Origin of the sequence: Mycobacterium sp. NS-7484 (assembly GCF_001953975.1) — a bacterium.
Classification (GTDB): domain Bacteria; phylum Actinomycetota; class Actinomycetes; order Mycobacteriales; family Mycobacteriaceae; genus Mycobacterium.
On record NZ_MBEJ01000126.1, the window covers coordinates 1 to 19,667 of the forward strand.

11 protein-coding genes are annotated in these 19,667 nt (G+C 63.8%); 3 read left to right on the forward strand and 8 right to left on the reverse strand.

Annotation, left to right across the window (positions count from 1 at the left end; genetic code table 11):
* The coding region (locus A5733_RS22510) for an SDR family NAD(P)-dependent oxidoreductase (RefSeq protein WP_142254167.1) at nucleotides 1-294 on the reverse strand (294 nt) is incomplete at its 3' end.
* A 2-nt stretch (nucleotides 295-296) separates the two neighbouring features.
* Nucleotides 297-1,424: a hypothetical protein gene (locus A5733_RS22515; protein ID WP_076241728.1), complete on the reverse strand. Its 1,128-nt coding sequence runs from the start codon at nucleotides 1,422-1,424 to the stop codon at nucleotides 297-299.
* Between the two features lie 100 nt (nucleotides 1,425-1,524).
* Here A5733_RS22515 and A5733_RS22520 point away from each other — a divergent pair, with 100 nt between their 5' ends.
* Complete coding sequence (locus tag A5733_RS22520; protein ID WP_076241729.1) at nucleotides 1,525-2,436, forward strand: IclR family transcriptional regulator; 912 nt, start codon at nucleotides 1,525-1,527, stop codon at nucleotides 2,434-2,436.
* A 6-nt stretch (nucleotides 2,437-2,442) separates the two neighbouring features.
* On the opposite strand, the gene A5733_RS22525 is transcribed toward A5733_RS22520, so the two are convergent.
* The 6 genes from A5733_RS22525 to A5733_RS22550 form a co-directional block, all read right to left on the reverse strand.
* The gene (locus A5733_RS22525; protein ID WP_067773173.1) at nucleotides 2,443-2,769 is read right to left on the reverse strand and encodes a hemophore-related protein; all 327 of its coding nucleotides are present in this window, start codon (nucleotides 2,767-2,769) and stop codon (nucleotides 2,443-2,445) included.
* 144 nt (nucleotides 2,770-2,913) lie between these two features.
* Entirely contained in the window at nucleotides 2,914-5,778 is a 2,865-nt protein-coding gene (locus A5733_RS22530; RefSeq protein ID WP_067773176.1) for an RND family transporter, read from the reverse strand.
* Nucleotides 5,778-8,666: an RND family transporter gene (locus tag A5733_RS22535; RefSeq protein WP_076241730.1), complete on the reverse strand. Its 2,889-nt coding sequence runs from the start codon at nucleotides 8,664-8,666 to the stop codon at nucleotides 5,778-5,780. Before A5733_RS22535 ends, A5733_RS22530 begins: the two co-directional genes overlap by 1 nt.
* Nucleotides 8,663-9,073, reverse strand: coding sequence for an MmpS family protein (locus A5733_RS22540; protein ID WP_142254170.1), 411 nt, complete (start codon nucleotides 9,071-9,073; stop codon nucleotides 8,663-8,665). Before A5733_RS22540 ends, A5733_RS22535 begins: the two co-directional genes overlap by 4 nt.
* A 367-nt stretch (nucleotides 9,074-9,440) precedes the next feature.
* The gene (locus tag A5733_RS22545) at nucleotides 9,441-10,232 is read right to left on the reverse strand and encodes an alpha/beta fold hydrolase (protein ID WP_076241731.1); all 792 of its coding nucleotides are present in this window, start codon (nucleotides 10,230-10,232) and stop codon (nucleotides 9,441-9,443) included.
* 20 nt (nucleotides 10,233-10,252) lie between these two features.
* Nucleotides 10,253-12,007, reverse strand: coding sequence for an AMP-binding protein (locus A5733_RS22550; protein ID WP_076241761.1), 1,755 nt, complete (start codon nucleotides 12,005-12,007; stop codon nucleotides 10,253-10,255).
* Nucleotides 12,008-12,439: 432 nt separating this feature from the next.
* Between A5733_RS22550 and pks2 the strand changes: the two genes are divergently transcribed.
* Nucleotides 12,440-18,745 (forward strand): type I polyketide synthase, encoded by a 6,306-nt coding sequence (gene pks2 / locus A5733_RS22555; protein WP_076241762.1) that lies wholly within the window; start codon nucleotides 12,440-12,442, stop codon nucleotides 18,743-18,745.
* Entirely contained in the window at nucleotides 18,712-19,530 is an 819-nt protein-coding gene (locus A5733_RS22560; RefSeq protein WP_369830962.1) for a class I SAM-dependent methyltransferase, read from the forward strand. The genes pks2 and A5733_RS22560 overlap by 34 nt, the downstream gene beginning before the upstream one ends.
* Nucleotides 19,531-19,667 lie beyond the last annotated feature (137 nt).

Below are 19,667 nucleotides of genomic sequence, written 5' to 3' on the forward strand. Positions count from 1 at the left end.
CATCGACGGCACTCGGAACGCGTTGTTGATCAGGACGTCGACCTTGCCGTAAGCCTCCAGCGACGCGTCGACGAGGTTGTTCACCTGTGCTTCGTCGGTGATGTCGGTGCCCACGGAGACTGCCCGACGGCCCAGATCGGTGACCTGCTTGGCCACCTCGTCGAGGCGTTCCACGGTGCGTGCCGCCAACACCAGATCGGCGCCGGCCTCGGCGCAGCGCCGGGCCAGGGTGGTGCCCAATGCGGGCCCGACACCGCTGATGACGACAACCTTGTTTTCGAGAAGTCCGGCCATGGCTACCCCAGCATCCTGTTCGCGATTTGATTCTGGCGCAGCGCAATCCGGGCCCGCCAGTCCTGTTCGGAGATCTTGTTGTGTTCGTGGTACGGCAGCGCCTTTTCGACGTCGGCCACGTCGACGATCTCGACCGTCGGACCGTCGGCCTCGGTGAGCTCGCGCGAGAGCCGCTGCCACCGGAACTGCAGATAGCCCTTGGAGTGGCCGAGAGTCTCACACCAGTTGGTCACGCCCGGGTTCGCCTCGGAGACGACGATGCGGATCTTGCCGTCGGGATCCGCTTGCGCTTGAGTGCCGTTGAGCGAGGTCTGGTGGTTGATGTAGTCCAGCGAGATGTACCACAGGCTGCCCAACTGGAAACCGACGTAGGGCGCGTCGCTGACCGGCAGGGTGAGGATCATGGCCTGGTCGGGTGCCAGGTCGTAGTGCCCCACCGACGAGTACTGCGTGGCCAGGCCTCCGGGCGTGAGCCGCGGCGCCACCATGGTGTTGACCGGCAGTGTGTTGTAGAACCACTGCGGGAACTGCAGCCATGTCTTCACCCGTTGTACGAGCTGCTTAGCCGCGACGGCGTAGCGCTTCTCGAGCAATTCCTTGGTCAGCGGCGCCGGGGCGGTCCCCGCCGTGTCGGTCCGCGCGACGCTGATATAGCCCCGCTGAGCCGACCAGTCGTTGTACACCTCGCGAATCAGCAGCTGCGACGGAGTGGTCGGAGTGAAGCGGTACTCGAACGTGCCGTCGGCGGCGATGTCGAGTTCACGGTCGTCGAAGGCGGCCTGGCTGGCCGGCACGTTGTCGTCGGTGTACTCCCCGCCGAGGATCTGGAAGCTCAGATCCGTGGTGGTGCCACGTTTTCCGGTGACGACGTACTCATGCCCGGGCTGCACACGGGTGCCGAAGTACAGGGTGTCGGGGTTGTCGAGCGCCATCTTGGTGAACGGGCCGGTCCCCGACTGCAGGAACGGGTGGTCCCGGTCGTAGTCGAAGGCCAGGTGGATGCATCCCGAGATGCATCCGGCGAGGTATTGCAGGCCCTCGAGGAGATCCGCCTCCGATTCGATGAAGGGCGCGGTGGTGACCAGGTGTTCGGCTTCGGCGATGGCGTCGGCCAACGGCTGTGTGTACATCCGGCATCTGCTCTCTCGGTCCAATAATGAACCGCAGTGGTAGAGTTTCCGACCTGACACTAGAACGCGTTCCAGTTCACGTCAACGTCCAGGAGGTCAGATGCCCGACGCCGAGCCGGCCGGTCGCGCCTCGCCGCCCACCGCACGGGTGGTGGCCATCCTGGATTTCCTGTCCCGCCACCCCCAGGAACGGTTCGGGCTCTCAGAGCTGGCTCGTCGAGTGGAGTTGAGCAAGCCGACCTGTCTGGGCATCCTCGGCACGCTCACCGAATCGGGCTACCTGATCCGCGACAGCGTCGACAAGACCTACCGCCTGGGGCCCAGTCTCATCACCCTCGGTCACATAGCGCAGGAGTCGATGCGTGTCAGCCCCGCCGCGCGCCTCGAGTTACGGGACCTGTCAGCGGCTTTCGACACCTCGGCTGCCCTCTCCGCTGTGGTCGATGACCGCATCACAGTGCTCGAACTGGTCGGACCTTCGGGCCGCGACCCCGGCGTGCGCGTCGGGCAGAGCTATCCCTTCGCGCCGCCCGTCGGATTGATGTTCGTGTTGTGGGACGACGACGCCCTGCGGGCGTGGCTGGCCAAGGCGCCGACGATTCCCCTGCGCACCGAATCCGATCGGCTACAGCGCGTGATCGAAAACTGCCGCACCGATGGGTATCTCGTGGAACGACTCACCCCCGGCGGTCGTCGGCTCTACGCACTGATGGCCGGAATGTCGACCAACCTGCCCGACGAACTACGCGCACTGTTGAGCGAGCTGGTGTCCGATATCGGCGAACGGGTCTACCTGCGCGACGAGAACTCCCCCGTCGGTTCTCGCGCACGTTCGGACATCAGCGTGATCTCTGCGCCGGTGTACGACCACTACCAACGCCAGGTCATGGCGGCTTCACTGCATATCGGAACGGCCTTGACGGACAAGGAGATCACCGAACGGGCCCGTGCCCTGGTGTCCACTGCCGATGCCCTGACCAAGCAACTGGGCGGCGTCAAACCGAAGCGGTGACCCTGCTCAGTAGTTGTTGCAGGTGTCGAAGGTCGTTTGCAGCAGACCGAGATACTGCTGATTCGCCGGTTGAGCAACGATAGCCTCGGCCATTCGCTGACGTTGCGCCGTTGGAGCGGCCAGGAACTGACGCAACATCGATTGCGCCACCGGCGACTCGTTCGCCCGGGGATCCTGCGCTGTCAACGCTGCCATCACCTGTGGATAGCTACAGGTGGTATTGACCGCCGAATCCAGGTTGGGGCCCGCGGCCGCGACTCCTGTGCCGGCCCCCAGAATCAGCGTCAGACCGCCGACGGCGGCGGCAACCACTCTGCTCGGTTTAATTGTCATCCTTAGACCTCCTCCCCCCGATGACCGGACTCTACTCGCCGATAGCGACGCTGCTTGGTTTTTCACCATTTGCTGCAACCGTCGCTGCCCGCGTATTTTCCCAGGAAAGCTGTTTGGCGACGAGACGTCGGAAAAGTGCTGGGATCAGTCTGATTCAGGCCTGAGCAACAGTGAACGCACCACCGGGCGCGGCCCGGTGTCACGTAGCAATACGCTCGCCGGACGCGGTCGGACGCGTTGTGGCCACCAGAACCAGCGGCCCAGAAGAGCGGCAATGGACGGGGTCATGAGCGCACGCACGACGAGGGTGTCGAGCAGCAGTCCGATGCCGATGGTGGAGCCGACCTGACCGATGATCCGGAGGTCACTGGCGACCATCGACATCATGGTGAACGCGAACACCAGACCCGCGGCCGTCACGACTTTTCCGCTACCGCCCATGGCCCGGATGATGCCAGTGTTGATGCCTGCGCCGATCTCCTCTTTCATCCGGGACACCAACAGCAGGTTGTAGTCCGACCCGACCGCCAGCAGGATGATCACCGACATCGCGAGCACCAGCCAGTGCAGGTTGATGCCCAGAATGTGCTGCCAGATCAGCACCGACAGCCCGAAGGCCGCGCCGAGGGACAGGGCGACCGTGCCGACGATGACCACCGCCGCAATCAAGCTCCGCGTCATGAGGAGCATGATGATGAAGATCAGGCAGAGCGCCGCCACGCCCGCGATCAGCAGGTCGTATTCCGACCCGTCCCGCATGTCCTTGAATGTTGCCGAGGTACCGGCCAAATAGATCCTCGCGCTCTCCAGAGGCGTCACTTTGAGCGCTTCTTCGGCCGCCCGGACTATCGCCTCGGCACGGGCGATGCCTTCGGGTGTGGCGGGGTCACCTCGGTGCGAGATGATGAACCGGACCGACTTGCCGTCCGGGGAGAAGAACAGGTCCATCGCGCGCTTGAAATCTTCGTTCTCCAACACCTCCGGTGGCAGGTAGAAGGTGTCGTCGTTTCTGGCCGCGTCGAAGGCCTGTCCCATCGCGGTGACGTTCGCGCTCATCTCGTCCATCAGGTCGAAGGTGCCCATCATGGTGCTGTGCATGGTGAGCGTCATGGACCGCATGGTCTTCATGGTGGCGATCATCGGTGTGAACTGTCGGACCAATTGCGGCATCAGCGCATCGAGCCGATCGGATTCGTTGACGAGATCCCGCACATTGTCGACCACCGCGTCGACGGAGTCCAACGAATCGAACAGCGACCGGAACGACCAGCAGAACGGTATGTCAAAGCAGTGCGGTTCCCAGTAGAAGTAATTGCGGATCGGTCGCCAGAAATCGTCGAAATCTGCGATATGGTCCCGTAATTCCTTGATATCGCCTTCCAGCTCACGGATGGTCTGCGTCATGTCGTGGGTCGTGTTCACCATTTTCTGGGTGACGGCCAACATCTGGTTCATCAGGTTGACCATCGTGGTCATGTCGTCGGCCTGTTTGAGCAGGCTGCCCATCTGGTCGCGTTGAAAAGGCAACAGCTGCTTCTGGTTTGCGTTCTGCAGACTGAGGAGAAACGGTATGGAGGTGCGGTTGATCGGATTTCCTTCGGGACGGGTGATCGCTTGGACCCGCGAGATGCCCGGTACTGCGAAAATCGCCTTGGCGACCTTGTTCAGGATCAACAGGTCCGCTGGATTACGCATGTCATGATCGGTCTCGAGCATCAGGATGTCCGGTGTCAATCGGGACTGCGGAAAGTGCCGCTCAGCGGCGGCGTATCCAAGGTTCGCCGGAATGTCGGCAGGCACGTACAACCGGTCGTTGTAACTGGTCTGATAGGCCGGCAGCGCCAGCAGTCCGATCAAGGCGATCACGCACGCGGTGATGAGAATGGGTGCGGGCCAGCGCACGATCGCGGTGCCTAACCGCCGCCAGCGCCGGACGATGATCTTGCGTTTGGGTTCGAACAGCCCGAACCGACCGCCGACCGCGAGGACCGCCGGGATCAGGGTGAGCGCCACCATGACCGCGACCACCATGGCCACGGCGGTCGGGATGCCCATGGTGTGGAAGTAGGGCAGGCGCGCGAAGCTCAGGCAGAAGATCGCCCCCGCGATGGTCATGCCAGATCCGAGCACCACCTTCGCCACGCTTCGATAGGTGGTGTAGAAGGCGGCTTCCCGGTCCTCGCCGGCTTGTCGCGCCTCCTGGTATCGGCCCAGGAAGAAGATGCCGTAGTCGGTTCCGACCGCAATGCCGAGCGAGACCAACAGGTTCACCGCGAACGTCGACAGACCGATGATTCCGTGATCGCCGAGTATCGCGACCACGCCGCGGGCGACCTGCACCTGGATGCCGACCATGGCGAGCAGCAGCACGGAAGTGACGATCGATCGGTAGACGATGAGCAGCATCGTCAGGATCACCGCGAGAGTGACGATGGTGATCTTGATGATCGATTTATCGCCCGCGTGGTTCATGTCCGACACCAGCGGAGCCGGACCGGTGACGTACGCCGCGACTCCCGGTGGCGGCGGTGTCCGATCCACGAGGTCGCGGACGGCCTGCACAGACTCGTTGGCCAGCGATTCACCTTGATTGCCAGACAGATTCAACTGAACATAGACAGCTTTGTTGTCCGCACTCTGGACAGCTGTGGCCGTGAGTGGATCTCCCCAGTAGTCCTGCACGTGCTGGACATGGCGGGTATCGGCCTTCAACTGCCGGATCAAGTCGTTGTAATAGTGATGCGCATCCGCACCGAGGGGTTGCTGCCCCTCCAACACGATCATGGCCACACTGTCGGAGTCAGATTCATCGAAGTTCGTTCCCATGCGCTGCATGGCCTGAAATGACGGGGCATCCCGGGGTACCAGCGAGACCGAATACTGTCGGCCGACGGTTTCGAGGGACGGGATGGCGAAAGTCAGGATCGCGACGACCACCAGCCAGGCGAGAATGATCGGCACCGCAAGCCGGTGGATCGTCCGCGCAATGAACGGCGGATCGGGCGTCATCAGGATCCGCGTTCTTCTGGCTTCAACAGCAGGGACCGCACCAAAGGCCGCGGTCCGGTGGCCCGCAGTAGCGCGCTGGCCGGACGGGGCCGCACCCGCAATGGCCACCAGAACCAACGTCCCAGCAGCGCGGCGATGGACGGCGTCATGAATGCGCGCACGACCAGGGTGTCGAACAGCAGGCCGATCCCGATGGTGGAGCCGACCTGGCCGATTGTTCGGACGTCACTGGCCAACATCGCCAACATGGTGGAGGCGAACACCAGACCGGCAGCGGTCACCACCTTTCCGCTGCCGCCCATGGCCCGGATGATGCCGGTGTTGATCCCCGCCCCGATCTCCTCCTTCATCCGGGATACCAACAACAGGTTGTAGTCCGAGCCGACGGCCAACAGGATGATCAACGAAATGGCGAGCACGATCCAGTTCAGCTGGATACCGAGGATGTGTTGCCAGATCAATACCGAGAGCCCGAAGGCCGCTCCCAGCGAAAGCGCCACCGTCCCAACGATTACCAACGACGCCACCAGGCTGCGAATCATGATCAGCATGATGATGAAGATCAGACACAGGGCGGCGATGCCGGCGATCAGAAGATCGTAGGTGGACCCGTCAACTTGGTCTTTGGCCATTGCCGCGGTACCGGTCAGGTAAATTCTGGCATTCTCCAGCGGTGTCCCCTTGAGCGCTTCCTCGGCCGCGGTCTTTATCGGACCAACCCGGGCGATACCTTCAGGTGTGGCCGGGTCACCCCGCTGGGAAATCAAGAGCCGTACCGACTTTCCGTCCGGCGAGATGAAGACGTTCATGACGCGCTTGAAGTCGGCGTTGTCGAAAACCTCTGCCGGCATGTAGAACGAGTCGTCGTTCTGCGCCGTGTCGAACGCCCGCCCCATGGCGGTGGCGTTGTCACTCATCTCTTCCATCTGCGAGAAGATCCCCGACATGGTGGTGTGCATGCCCAACAACACGCTGCGGGTGCTCTGCATGGTCGCGATCATCGCCGGGAACTGGGCCATCATCTGTGGCATGAGGGCATTCAACTGGTCGAGATTGCCGATCAGCTGATGCATGGTCACGGTGACCTTGTCCACCCCGTCCAGCGCCTCGAACAGAGATTTCAATGACCAGCAGATCGGAATGTTGTAGCAGTGCGGCTCCCAATAGAGATAGTTGCGCACCGGCCGGAAGAAATCGTCGAAATCGGCCATGTGGTCGCGCAATTCGTTGGTGGTGTCTTCCAGTTCGTGGGTCTTTCCGACCATGTTGTTGGTGGTGGCGGCAAGTTGTTGCATGAGGCCGTACATGCGCTGCATCACGCCGACGGTCTTGGTGATCTCGTCGGCCTGGGTGACCAGATCATTCATCCGTGCTTTCTGGAACGGGAGAAGCTGGAGTTGGCCGGCATTCGACGAGCTGATCAGAAATGGAATCGTGGTGTGCTTGAGTGGAATTCCTTCGGGCCGGGTCACCGCCTGCACGCGTGCGACTCCGGGAACGGCCAATACCCCCTTGGCGAGTTTGTTCAGGATCAGAAAGTCCGCCGGATTCCGCAGGTCGTGGTCTGCCTCGACCAGCAGGATGTCCGGCGACATCATCAGTGATTGTGGGAAGTGCCGTGCGGCGGCGTCATATCCCTCATTCGCCGGGATGTCTTTCGGTAGGTACTTCTGGTCGTTGTAGCCGGGCTGGTAGGCGGGCAACGCCAGCAGACCGATCAGCGACACCGCACACGTCGCCACGAGAATGGGGCCCGGCCAGCGCACGATCGCGGTGCCCAACCGCCGCCAGCGGCGAGCGATGATCGACCGCCTCGGCTCGAACAGTCCGAACCGGCCCCCCACGGCGAGAACGGCCGGAATCAGGGTCAATGCCACACAAACTGCGACGATCATGCCCAAAGCGCAAGGGATGCCGAGCGTCCGGAAATATGGAAGCCGAGTGAAGCTGAGGCAGAATACTGCGCCGGCGATCGTCAAGCCCGACGCCAGTACAACTTTGGCGACGCTGCGGTAGGTAGTGTAGAAAGCTGCTTCCCGTTCTTCGCCGGCCTGGCGCGCCTCTTGATAGCGACCGACATAGAAGATGCCGTAGTCCGTTCCGGCCGCGATTCCGAGTGTCACCAGCAGATTGACGGCGTAGGTGGACAAACCCAGAAGTCCGAGATCACCGAGTAGCGCGACCACCCCGCGGGCCACCTGCAACTGGATGCCCACCAGCAGAAGCAGGATGACCGCGGTGAAGATCGAGCGGAAGAAGAACAGCAGCATCGCCAGGATCACCGTGAGACTGAGTCCGGTGACCAGCAGAACCGTCCGATTGCCGCTGTCGGCGAGGTCGGCGACGATCGCCGCCGGTCCGGTCACGTAAGCCCTTACCCCGGGCGGGGGTGGGGTCCGTTCGACGATGTCCCGAACGGCTTGTAGTGACTCGTCGGACAGGGGTTGGCCGAGGTCGCCGGACAGGCTCATCTGGACGTACACGGCCTTGTTGTCGGCGCTCTGGGCGGCACCGGCGGTAAGCGGATCTCCCCAGAAATCCTGCACGTGCTGCACATGCGTCGTATCGGCCTTCAGTTGCCGAATCAGATCGTTGTAGTAGCGGTGTGTCTCGTCGCCGAGCGGCTGTCGTCCCTCCAGCACGATCATCGCCACGCTGTTCGACTTGGACTCGCCGAAGCTGTTACCCATACGGCGTACCGCTTCGAATGACGGCGCATCAGTCGGGATGAACGAGACCGAATGCTCTTTCTCGACCTGTTCCAGCGGCGGCACCGCCACGCTCAGGACGTAGGCGATCACCAACCAGACCAGGATTATGGGCGCAGCCAGCGAACGAATCCACCGCGCTACGCGTGGCGGGTGGGTGGTGGCGGGCGGGCTGCTCATGCGGCCTTCAGCAAGCAGTAGGTGAACGCCTTCTCCCCCTGGTCAAAGCGTTCGGCTTTGACCTTGTCGTCGACGGTGATTCGGCACCCGATGCTGTCACTGTCACCCTGTGCAATGACATTGACCATCGCGGTCGCCTCGGTCATCGGAAACTCCAACGTCCATGGCAATCTTGCCTTTTCAACAAACTTGGGTTCGGCATCGGCATCGAAGTAGCTGATGTTCGCCACCGTTCCCGGAGGGCCGAACACCTCGTAGACCAGCTGTTTGGGGTCGTAGGGCTTTCGTTCCTCCAACTCGGTGTCGGCGTATGCGGGGCGCACCTGAGAGCCGAAAACTCCGTGCAGCCGCATCACCGTGAACCCCCCGGCGACGAGCACCACCAGGATCACCAGCGGAATCCACAGCCGCTTCAGAACCCGCAATTCACGAACCCCCTGAATCCGTGGTGCCGTCGAGACTTTCCCCGCCCCGGCGATCGACCCTGCGCGTCCACCGCGGCCCCCAGACCGCCCGGCGACCCCGAGTCGGCAGGCACCCGCACCGACCGCCAGACAGAGCTACAGCAAACACAAGGCAACCCGCACAGAAGGGGCCGACCATGTCGAGTACAGCATGTGAAAGACCTCCATATCGGCCCATTCCCAAGGTGATACGGGATCGTAATGCATTCGGCCAGCCCACGACGCGGAACGGAATTTACCGTTGCTAACAGTCACCCGCCGCGGAATAACTGCTGCATGATGGGCATGGCACGCGCGAACACCGCTAACCTCAGGCACGTTCGCAGGCCTTCACGAAGAAGTCCCGGATCGCCGCGTTGACCACGTCCGGTCGTTCCAGGAAACCGAGGTGGCCGGCATCGGGAATTTCGAGATATCGGCCATTTGGCAAAGCATCGGCGACCTCTGCGCCGAGATGCGGGGGCATCACCAGGTCGTCGGCGAACCCAATCACCAACACGTCGGCGGTGATCGACCGGTAGGCCGGCCGCCGATCACGCTGCGGGGCGACGCCATACTGGGCGCGGATTCCCGGTGTCACCCGGGCCGGCCACCTGGTGAACATGTCGATCCAGTCCCGCACCGAGTTCTCGTTATTGAGGGTTTTGGGTGAAAAGCTTTCGATCAGGCGGACTTTCGCCTCATAGGTGGCAGGCAGCTGCACACCGGCGTCGGCGAGATCCCGTTCCGCGATCCGGAAGAACTCCCGGGTCCGATCGTGGCGGCCCCGGGTGGCCATCAGCACCGCCTGGCTCACCAACTCCGGACGCGCCAGCATGAGTTCCTGTGCGATATAGGAGCCCATGGAGACGGCGACCACCCGTACCGGGGCCAGTCCGAGTCGCTCGATCAATGCCGCCGTGTCCGACACCATCGTGGCGCACGTGAAGCCGTCGGTTTCCGACGTCGCGCCCACACCCCGGTTGTCGAACGTGACGACGCGATATCCGGCTTTACGAAAAGCCGGTACCTGATACAGATCCCAGGTACGTCCGAGCCCGCCCTGCCCCGCGATGAACAGGATGGGTTCGCCCTCGCCGCGGTCCTCAAACGCCAGATTCACGTGGCCGCCTGCACCGGCGCCTACGCGTCCAGGCGGGCGAACTCGCCCTGTCGATATTGCGTCACACATTCCGCACGGCGAACCTTGCCGCTCGTCGTGATCGGAATCGATCCCGGCGAGACCAGAACCAGATCGGCGACACCCAGACTGTGCGTGTTGAAGATCGCCGACGTTACTTCGCGTTTGACGTCAGTCAGTTGCTCCCCGTCGTCGCCGGAAGAATCCGTGTGCTTCCGCACTTCGATGATCACGACGAGTTTCTCGGTATAGCCGTCCGGCACCGCGATGGCAGCACACCGGCTACGGCTGATCTCCTGGATGGTCGCCTCGATGTCATCCGGAGAGTGATTGCGGCCGTAGACGATCAGCAGATCCTTGATGCGGCCGATGACGAACAGCTCGCCCTCGAAGATGAACCCCGAGTCACCGGTGCGCAGCCAGGGCCCCTCGGGGGTGCCGGCCGACGGCGCATCAAGCCACGCGCCGAAGGTGGTCTCGGTCTCTTTCGGGCGCTGCCAGTAGCCGGCCGAGACATTGTCACCGTGCACCCAGATCTCACCGACTGCCCCGGCCGCACACTCGGTCCGGGTCTCGGTATCCACGATGCGGATCGTCGGTGCAAGCGGGACGCCGTAACTGACCAGGGGTGTGCCTGCACCGTTCGCGGAGCGTCGCGCCGTGCCGAGAGTCAACGCCTCGGAATCGAATCGTACGATCGCCGGCGGCTCACCCGATTCACGGGTGGCCACATACACCGTGGCCTCGGCCAGACCATAGGACGGCCGGATTGCCGCGGGGGGCAGATTGAACCGATCAAAACGCCGAGTGAAGCGCTCGAGCGTGGCTGGGTGCACCCGTTCGCTGCCGGTGATGATGGTGAGCACATCCGAGAGATCGAGCCCGGCCATATCGTCGTCCGATGTCTTGCGTACCGCCAGTTCGAACGCGAAGTTTGGTGCGGCCGTGTAGGTTCGACCGTTGGTGGCCAGGTGCTGGATCCACCGGGCGGGCCTCTGCAAGAATGCCACCGGGCTCATCAGCACCGCCGGAACTCCCGCCAGCACCGGCGCACAGACACCGAGGTACAACCCCATGTCGTGATAGAACGGCAGCCAGGACACGATGGTCGAACCCTCGGGGATCACATTGTTGAATTCCGCGAAGTATCCCGTCGTCAGTTGTTCATAGTTCGCCAGCAGGTTGCGGTGCGACATCATGACGCCGGCCGGATTGCGCGTCGATCCCGACGTGTACTGCAAATACGCAGTCTCCGTGACGCTCCCATGTTGCGATAGCGCTCTCACCGGGGCATCGGAGCTCAGGGTGTCCACCTCGACGATCACCGGGGCGGGAACGTCCGGTTGCGTATCGCCGTAGTGCGCCGCTACATAGTCCGTCACCGCGCCGACCACCGCGGAGGTCGTCAAGATGACCGTAGGCGTGGCGTCCTGCAGCACCGAACTGACGCGTTCGTCGCTGACGCCACCCAGCGGAACGGCCAACGGGACGGCGATCCGCCCGGCCTGCATCGCACCGAGAAAGGCGACGATGTAGTCCAGCCCCTGCGGCGCGAGAACCAGCGCACGGTCTCCAGCCGAACCGAAACGTTCGAGTTCACCCGCGACAATCCCGGCCCGCCGATATAGCTGCGAATAGGTCAGGCTCTCGCGGACGCCGTCCCAGTTCGTTTCATAATCAACAAACGTCACTGCCGTGTCGTCGCCTTGCAGGCCGGCACGTTCGGACAGCAACGTCAAAATGGACGTCTCAACCACGGGCACAGGGTAGCGCCATAGCCGCGCGCATATATCGAATAACAGCAAACTATCGATAAACGGCCTGAAGATAACACTCGCGTCATTCATCCGAGCAATCTCCGCGACACTTCCCCCCCGGCACAGCGACCACACAGCATCTGATCTTGGACGGAGTTACGGCATCCGACGTAGGGCCGGAAGTATTTGAAAGCGGAGATACCTTGACGTCCGATTGCCCAGATTTTGGGACAAGGCACCACAGCGAACTTACCGTTGTTGGTTGTGACCGCCCGATTTGGGCGCTGCGCCACCACGTCCGTATCACCACGCGGCCGCGATCATCTGGCGTTTAGCGCACAAATACAGGGCATCGAGCCTTACAGCGGTCGACCGCGGAAAGGCCTGTGGGAGGAGGGGCAATTGACCGCATTCGAAACTGTCCGCGAGGGGATTCCAGAGCCGCACTTCCGCAGTCCCCGGGATTCCGGGCAGGCTTCACCGGTTACACCGGTGGCCGTGATCGGCATGTCCTGTCGGCTGCCCGGCGGCATCGATTCCCCGGAGGGCCTTTGGGACTCCCTACTTCGTGGCGACGACCTGGTGACCGAAGTGCCATCCGATCGATGGGATGCCGACGAGTACTACGATCCGGAGCCCGGCGTGCCGGGCCGGTCGGTGTCGAAATGGGGTGCGTTCCTCGACGACGTCGCCGGCTTCGATGCCGAATTCTTCGGCATCAACGAACGAGAGAGTGCGGCCCTCGACCCCCAGCATCGGTTGCTATTGGAGACGTCCTGGGAGGCCATGGAGCATGCCGGTCTCACCCGAGAGAGCCTGGCCGAGTCGCTGACCGGGGTGTTCGTCGGATTGACCCACGCGGACTACCAGATGCTGGCCGCTGATGCCCAGGCCCTGGAGGCGGCATACGGGTTCAGCGGCAACAACTTCAGCCTGGCGTCCGGACGAATCGCGTATGCCCTCGGCGTGCACGGTCCTGCGCTTACGGTGGACACCGCTTGCTCTTCTGGCCTCACCGCGGTGCACCTGGCGTGCCGAAGCCTGCACGAGGGAGAAAGTGATCTCGCGCTGGCCGGGGGTGCGACATTGGCCCTGGATCCCCGCAAGTTCGCATCAGGCTCCGCAGAGGGCATGCTCTCGGCAACCGGGCGCTGCCACGCCTTCGACGTCGCCGCCGACGGCTTTGTCGGCGGAGAAGGTTGTGTCGTCGTCTTGCTCAAGCGGTTGCCGGATGCACTCAGGGACGGCGACCGCATCCTCGCCGTCATTCGCGGCACGGCCGCGAACCAGGATGGCCATACGGTCAACATCGCGACACCATCGGATGCCGCCCAGACAGCGGTGTACCGCGCCGCCTTGACAGCGGCCGGTGTCGAGGCCGCGACAGTCGGAATGGTCGAGGCACACGGCACGGGGACGCCGGTCGGCGACCCAATCGAATACTCCAGCCTGGCAAAGGTTTACGGCGTCGACGGCCCCTGCGCGCTGGCATCGGTCAAGACCAACATGGGGCACGCGCAGGCGGCGTCCGGAGCCATCGGACTGATGAAAGCAGTACTCGCGCTCCAGCATGGCCTGGTCCCACAGAACCTGCACTTCCATCGTCTCCCAGACCAACTCGCCGAGATCGAGACCAAACTTTTTGTGCCACAGGAGACGACGCCCTGGTGCACCAACGGCCACCATCCTCGACGTGCCGCAGTCTCCTCCTACGGGTTGTCGGGAACGAATGTGCACGCCGTATTGGAGCAGGCGCCACAACATGTCTCAGAACCGGCGGCGACACACTCACTGTCTACTTCGGCGACGCCGATGCTGTTTCCCTTCTCCTCGACATCGCCGGATGAGCTTCGACGCACGGCCGGCCGGTTGGCAGACTGGGTCGAGGCCCACGAGGACGTCGCTCTCCCGGATCTGGCCTACACGCTGGCCCGTCGACGAGTGCACCGGCCGGTGCGTACCGCAGTCAGCGCAGACAACCGATCGGAACTCGTCACGGCATTGCGGGACGTCGCCGACGGAGATACTCCGTATCAAGCCACGGTCGGCCGCGACGACCGCGGCCCGGTATGGGTGTTCTCCGGTCAGGGCTCGCAATGGGCGGGAATGGGTGGCGAGCTCTTGTCGACCGAGCCGGTGTTCGCCGCCACGGTGGCGCTGGCCGAACCGATCATCGCTGCCGAATCCGGTTTCTCGGTGACCCAGGCGATGACGGCAACGGAGGTGGTGACCGGCCAGGACCGGTTACAGCCGACATTGTTCACCATGCAGGTCGCCATGGCCGCCGCGATGAAGGCGCACGGCGTGCGCCCCGGTGCCGTCATCGGCCATTCGCTCGGCGAGGGCGCGGCGGCGGTCGTCGCGGGTGCACTGTCGATGGAAGATGGACTGCGGCTGATCTGCCGCCGGTCCCGGCTGATGTCCCGCATCGCCGGTAAAGGTGCCACGGCGGCCGTGGAACTGCCTGCCAAACAGGTCCTTTCGGAACTGACCGGCCGGGGTGTCAACGATGTCGTGGTAGCCGTCGTGGCGTCGCCACAGTCCACCGTCATCGCCGGGACCACCGAGACCGTCCGAGTTCTCGTCGCCGACTGGGAGCGACGCGGGGTGATGGCCCGCGAAGTGCCGGTGGACGTGGCCTTCCATTCGCCTCAGGTGGAGCCGATCGTCGACGATCTGGCCGCTGCACTCGCCGACCTCAAACCCATGACTCCCGAGATCCCGTTCTATTCGGCGACGTCGTTCGATCCCCGCGAACAGCCCGTCTGCGATGCCAACTACTGGGTCACGAACATGCGCCGGATGGTCCGCTTCGCCACCGCGGTACAGGCGGCGTTGGAGGACGGCTATCGGGTCTTCGCCGAACTGTCTCCCCACCCCCTGCTCACCCGGGCCCTCGAACAGACGGCCGCGGGTCGCGAGACACCGATGGCCGCACTGGCCGCGATGCGCCGTCAGCAATCGATGCCAAATGGGTTGCGCGATCTCTTGATCGATCTTCACAGCGCAGGCGCATCGGTCGATTTCTCCGTGCTCTGTCCGGTCGGGCAGCTGGTCGAGGCGCCGCTGCCAACCTGGACGCACCGTCGACTGTGGCTGGCCGGTGGCAGCCAGGAAGCCCCCACCCACGGTGGTTGCACCATCGCCGTGCATCCCCTGTTGGGCGCCAACGTACGGCTGCACGAGGAGCCGGAACGCTACGTGTGGCAGGCCGATATCGGCACCGCCGCTCAGCCTTGGCTCGCCGATCACCAGATCCGCGGTGTCGCCGTACTTCCGGGCGCGGCTTACTGTGAGATGGCACTGGCTGCCGCGCAGGCTGTGTACGGTGCAGCTTGCGGAGTTCGCGACATCCGCTTCGAGCAGGCGTTGCTCGTCGACGACCACACCGTCGTCGGCGCCTCGGCCTCGATGTCGGCGCCCAACACCGCGACCTTCACGGTCGAAACCGACGAGGACGGCCAGCAGACCCGGCACGCGACCGCGGTCCTCCATGCCTCGGCGGACGAACAGCCTCCGACCTACGACATGACGGAAGTCCTTGCCGCCCACCCCGATGAGGAAGACGGTGCAGAAGTACGTGATCGCGTAGCCCGGCACGGTATCGAATACGGCCCGGCGTTCACCGGTCTGATCACGGTACGCCCCGGTCAGGGCGGGACGCGCACAGTGCTCGCCGAAGTCGCACTGCCCCGCTCGATCCGCTCGCAACAGGACGCCTATGCCGTGCACCCGGCTCTCCTCGACGCCTGCTTCCAGTCCGTCGAAGCCCACCCCGACATCCAGGCGCTCGGTGGTGACGTACTGGGGTTGCCACTCGGGGTCCGGCGCCTGTGCGCCTATGGCTCGGCCCGCACCGCGCACTACTGCTACACGCGCCTGATCAAGGCCGACTCGACCGGCATAGAAGTCGACATCGACGTCCTCGACGAGGGCGGGACGGTCCTGTTGAGCGCGCAGGGGTTGCGGCTGGGCACCGGAGCGTCCGGGAACGGTCGCGACGATCAGGTCCTCAGCGAGAGACTGCTGACCGTCGAATGGCGCCAACAGGAATTGCCGAAGGTCGAGTACGTCGACGCCGGATCCTGGTTGCTGATCGGCGAGTCAGATGGTCGGGATGCGGTTACCGAAGATTTGCGCGACGTCTTGAAGGACCGTGGCGCTCAATGCACGACGATGAGTTGGCCCGACCAGACCGACGACTCGGTAACCTGCCGACAACTCGCCCACCATCTGCGGGCCGGCCGATTCACCGGCGTGGTGATCCTCATGTCGCCGAATAACGGCGACCACGCCGACCAGTCCCCGCTGTTGGGCCGCGAATACGTGCGCCACATGGTGCATCTCACCCGCGAACTACCGGAGATCAATGGCGAATTGCCGCGCCTGTACGTCGTGACGCGCAACGCTCAGACCGTCGTGGCCGGCGACGTGGCAAACCTGGATCAGGCAGAGTTGCGTGGGCTGTTCCGGGTCATCGGCACCGAACATCCGCATCTGGCCGCCACACAGATCGATCTGGACGAAGCCACGGGCGCCGAGCCGGTGGCCAGGCAGCTGTTGAGCGGGTCCGAAGAGGACGAAACGGCGTGGCGCAACGGCCGGTGGTACACCGCGCGGTTGTGCGTGGCCCCGCTCCGGCCGGAGGAGCGGCAGACAACTGTTGCCCTCCTCGATCGCGACAGAATGCGGTTGCAGATCCGTACCCCTGGGGATCTGGAATCGATGGAACTGGTTGCCTGCGAGCATGTCCCACCGGGACCGGGCCAGATCGAAGTCGCGGTGACGGCTTCGAGCATCAATTTTGCCGACGTACTGGTCGCATTCGGCCGCTATCCCGCATTCGACGGACGGCTGCCGCAGCTGGGCATCGATTTCGCCGGCGTGGTGATCGCGGTCGGCCCCGGAGTGACCGGGCATCGCATCGGGGATCACGTCGGCGGATTGTGCGCCGACGGGTGCTGGGGGACGTTCGTGACCTGCGATGCCCGCTTGGCGGTCACCCTGCCGACGGGCCTGACCGATCAACAGGCAGCCGCTCTCACGATCGCGACGGCGACCGCCTATTACGGGCTGAACGACATGGCGCGAATCAAAGCCGGTGACAAGGTGCTGATCCATTCGGCGACAGGTGGGGTGGGCCAGGCAGCAATGGCCATCGCACAGGCGGCCGGCGCGGAGATCTTTGCCACCGCAGGCAGCGAACAGCGCAGACAACTTCTGCGAGATATGGGTGTCGAGCACGTATACGACTCGCGCAGTGTGGAATTCGCCGATCAGATCCGCGAGGACACCAACGGTTACGGGGTGGACATCGTGCTGAATTCCGTGACCGGTGCAGCGCAGCGCGCCGGACTTGAATTGCTTGCGTTCGGTGGAAGATTCGTGGAGATCGGCAAACGAGACATCTATGGAGACAGCAAACTCGGGCTTTTCCCGTTCCGCCGCAATCTCTCTTTCTATGCCGTGGATCTGGCGTTGATGTCCGTCAGCCATCCTGAACGGCTCCGAGAGCTCCTCGCCACGGTGTATCTGCTCACCGCCGAGGGTGATCTTCCGATGCCTGAGTTCACCCCATATCCACTGGCCGACGCTGCAAACGCGATTCGGATGATGAGCGGTGCGCAGCACACCGGCAAGCTGGTGCTCGACATCCCGCACACCGGCTCCAGCCGACTGGTGGTCCCGCCGTCGGAGGTGCGCGTCTTCCGTGCCGACGGCGCGTACATCGTGACCGGTGGACTGGGCGGCCTCGGACTGTTCCTGGCCGAGAAGATGGCGGCCAACGGATGTGGACGTATCGTGTTGTCGTCTCGCTCGCAGCCCGGTGAAGCGGCATCGGAAGCTCTCGATCGCATCCGGGCGACCGGTGTCGACGTGCTCGTCGAGTGCGGTGACATCGCCGAGGCCGGTACCGCCGAGAGGTTGGTGGCCGCAGCGACCGGTGGCGGATTACCTCTGCGCGGCGTTTTGCACGCGGCCGGGGTGATCGAGGACGCCGCGCTGACCAACATCACCGATGATCTGATCGAACGTGACTGGGCTCCAAAGGTCTACGGTGCCTGGAACCTCCACAACGCGACCGCCGGCCAGCCCCTGGACTGGTTCTGCTCGTTCTCGTCGGCGGCCGCGCTGGTGGGCTCGCCGGGACAGGGCGCCTACGCTGCGGCGAACAGTTGGCTCGACGCTTTCAGCCTGTGGCGGCGAGCGCAAGGTCTGCCTGCCACCTCGATCGCCTGGGGCGCCTGGGGCCAGATCGGCCGCGGCACTGCGCTGGCCGAGGGCGCCGGGATGGCCATCACTCCCGACGAAGGCGCGTACGCATTCGAAGCGCTGCTACGGCACGACCGCCCCTACACCGCTTACGCACCGATCACCGGGGCGCCGTGGTTGTCGATGTTCGCCGAACGTAGCCCGTTCGCCGAGGCGTTCCGGTCCGCCGGCCAGGGCTCGACGGGCACCAGCAAGCTACGCGCGGAGCTCGAGGAGCTGCCACCCGACGAGTGGGCCGCCAAGTTGCGCCACCTCATCTCCGATCAGGTCAGCGTCATATTGCGGCGCAGTGTCGATCCCGACCGTTCTCTGTCCGAGTACGGGATGGACTCGCTGGGGGCACTCGAGCTACGCACTCGCATCGAAAACGAAACGGGAATTCGTATCTCGGCCACCGGGATCACGACCATTCACGGGTTGGCGGAGTTGTTATGCGAAAAACTCACACCGGTCGAAGCGGCATGACGGTGGACACCGGCACCCAGACCATCGTCAGGATGCCGAGGGGTGGGCCGGACGCGTCGTGGTTGTCACGGCGACTGCAGACCGATCGCCCGGAATATCTGGATCGCGACGACGTCGACGTTCTTAAACAGAAGGTGGTTCGGGCGATCGATCGCGGCGGCCGTCGAGGCACCTACGAGAAATATGCGCGCATGGCGCTCGACGAAGTCGAGCACCGCTCGATGCCGAAAATCCTCGAACTCGGGTGCGGCCTCGGCGGGTTGGCACGCAAGCTGCTGGAACTGCATCCCACCGCCGAGGTGACCATCACCGATGTCGACGCTTCGTTCACGTCGGCGATCGCTGCCGGCGATCTGGGCCGGCATGCCCGCGCGACCGTTCGGGTGATGGACGCCACCGACATCGACGCCGCGGACGGATCATTCGACCTTGCCGTGTTCGCGTTGTCGCTGCACCACCTTCCGCCGGATTCGGCCGCCCGCGTTTTCGCCGAAGGCACGCGAGTGGCCCACAAGTTGATGATCGTCGACGTGCATCGGCCGTCACCACCGCTGCACCTGGCTATGCTGGCCGCAGCGATGCCGTTCACCCGCATCGCGGTGATCCACGATGCGGTGATCAGCGGGCTGCGCGCCTACAGCACATCGGCCTTGGAAGCGTTGGCCCGGCATGCCGACCCAGCGATCGACCTCGAATTCCGTCCTCGTCGCATCGGCCCGACAGTGCTCTTGGCGCAGCGTCACCAGCAAACGAATTCTGTCAGCCACGGGGGCCGCATCGACTGAGTGGAATTGTCGCGTAGTCAGTCTCCGGATCAAGATCGGCCCTCCCACTGCCAGTGGGAGCGTCGAGCCATACCCCGTGCGCGAGTTGTCGAGACGCATTGGGGCCCAACAGGTATAACGTCATAACCGATGGATCT